This window comes from Hadarchaeum sp. (SeqCode), from assembly GCF_049969415.1.
Lineage (GTDB): Archaea > Hadarchaeota > Hadarchaeia > Hadarchaeales > Hadarchaeaceae > Hadarchaeum.
Genome location: NZ_JBMFOX010000098.1, coordinates 1 through 2,147 on the forward strand (window position 1 = coordinate 1; position 2,147 = coordinate 2,147).

At 60.7% G+C, this 2,147-nt stretch carries 2 protein-coding genes and 1 pseudogene; all 3 read right to left on the reverse strand.

What is annotated here, in order from left to right; all coding sequences use genetic code 11:
* Positions 1 to 841, reverse strand: an 841-nt coding sequence (locus ACP5PX_RS08025) for a DEAD/DEAH box helicase family protein (protein WP_428085429.1), incomplete at its 3' end; no start/stop codon positions are given.
* 93 nt (positions 842 to 934) lie between these two features.
* Positions 935 to 1,657 (reverse strand): hypothetical protein, encoded by a 723-nt coding sequence (locus ACP5PX_RS08030; protein ID WP_428085430.1) that lies wholly within the window; start codon positions 1,655 to 1,657, stop codon positions 935 to 937.
* A gap of 199 nt (positions 1,658 to 1,856) precedes the next feature.
* Positions 1,857 to 2,147, reverse strand: a pseudogene (locus ACP5PX_RS08035) (hypothetical protein); the annotation flags it as partial.

Sequence of the window (2,147 nt, forward strand, 5' to 3'; positions counted from 1 at the left end):
GGGGGTCGGTGGTGGGGGGGATGGAGAGGAGGGAGAGGGCGGAAAGGTCGTCCTCGGAGGTCCGGCCCACCCCGGGGTCCGAGACCACGGCGAAGAGGCGCAAGGGGAGGGAGGCCTCCTCGGCCCAGGCCCTGAGGGACTGGTCCAGGAGGGCGATGGAGGGGGCGAGGAAGAGGACCCGCTTCCCCTTCCCCGCCACCCGCTCCGCGATCCTGAGGGCCACCAGGGTCTTCCCCGTGCCCGGGGGCATGATGAGCTTGCCCCGCTCCTTACCCTCCTCCACGAAAGCCCGGACCACGGCGCTCAGGGCCTCCTCCTGGTAGGGCCGGAGGGGCTTGTGCCCCGCCCGCCGGGCCTCCTCGGGTCGGTCGGGAACCAGGGAGGCGAGGTCCACCCCGGAGAGGAGGGCCTCCTCGGTGAGGAGGGTGATGGGGAGGGGCGAGAGCTGCCTCTCCGCCTCCTGGGTCACGCCCTCGGGGGCCACCAGGAGCCCCCGGGAAAAGCCGTAGATGGGGCTTGTGATCGTGCCCACGAAGGATCCCAGGTCATTCCAGGTGAGGGGCTTGTCCCAGAGCTTCACCTGGATGGCGTAGACCTCCTCCTTCTCCTCCTTTCCTTCCTTCTTGCCGTAGCCCACCAGGTCCACCCCGATGTCCTTGGCGGGGAGGCCCCGGCGGCGGGCGTACTCCGCCCAGGGGACCACCTCCCGGAAGACCTGGGACCAGTAGGGGTGGACCTCCTGGAGAATCTTGCGCACGAGGCGCTCGAAGAGGCGCCCCGCCTCCGTTTGGGGGAAACCGGCGTAAAAGGTCCTCAGGAAAGACCGGTCTACCGCGATCACCCCGTCACCTCCTTCTCAAGGGTGTCGTGTGAAGAACTCTCGTGTAAAAGTCTGTGTACGGGGAGCATACCGCTGAGGCGGCACATGAAGGCATCAGAGCTCGATCATCAGCTCCGGGTACACGTACCAGGAACGATTCCCCACCTTCACTAGAAGCCACGTACCCCACATATCCGGAAAGTACCTTACCTCTACTGCACTTTTGTGAACCCGTACCGAGAAAGGTATCCAATGCTCCCCCTCTACTAAAATCTGATGTAGTATGTCTCTGGATTCATTCACGGCAGGGCAGTAGACATGCCGCGGTTTAGGAAGCGGACGGTAACGATATGGATTTCCAAGTAATCCTGGTTCAGGGGAGATCCGATTAATCTCGAAAGGCTCGGAAGTCGGGCTTTGCAAAGAAGAGGCTCGGACTTTCAAGGACAGCTGGTAATTCAAGATAACGGGATAGTCGTTATTGTGGGTATTTGCCCTAGCTAGAGCGATCGAGCCAGGCTGTTCCCAGCTATATAAAAGGCGCTCATTCTGGCCTAAAGGCGATGAATCGTTGGAGGTTATATCTAATATAGCTACCTCTAAGAAACTCTTCAAGGTAGGACCTTCTTTTAACAGTCGGCACCCTTCGGAGTCAAGTTCTTCCAGCAAACCAAGGGCTACTTCATGGAAGTCCAGAGAGTACCTAATCGACCCTCGATGTCTCTCAAGCTTCACTTTGACTTCAAATTTGGCTCCAAAACCACCATAAAGACTCCCTGACACGCGTGTCAACAAATCTCTAACTGCTTCTCCAACTGCTGCAATGAGTTGCTTCATTCTAACCACCCCTTAGCGAAGCGCATACCGCGACGTTGAGTCAAGTCGCGATGGGCTTGCCTGATAAGTTGGCCCGTACCGTGGAGGAGGTAGGAAAAGGGAAGAAGAACCCCAAGGCCGCCAAGCCCCGTCCCCATCAGATCCCGCGTCCACCAAACGCTAACCCCCAGGGGAAGCTCTAGGGCCATCCCCGCATCCCCTAGGCCCCTACGGCCTCCTCCAGGAGGAGCCTGGCGAAGGCCCCCCAGGCCCTGGCCAACTCGGCATTGCGCCAAAGGCCGAGCCGCTTGGCCTCCCGCCAGGAGAGGAGGTTGAGCTCCCCGGGGTCCTGGGGGGTGGACAGGAGGAGCAGGGGGAAGTAGCGCAGGGGGAAGCCCCGCCTCCTCAGCCAGGGCAAGTAGTCGTCCCAGTAGTCGTCCCAGAAGAAGGGGTTCTCCGAGAAGTGCCCGAAGGAGAAAGAAGGAGGGCCCTCTTGGAAGGGGAAGGGGTG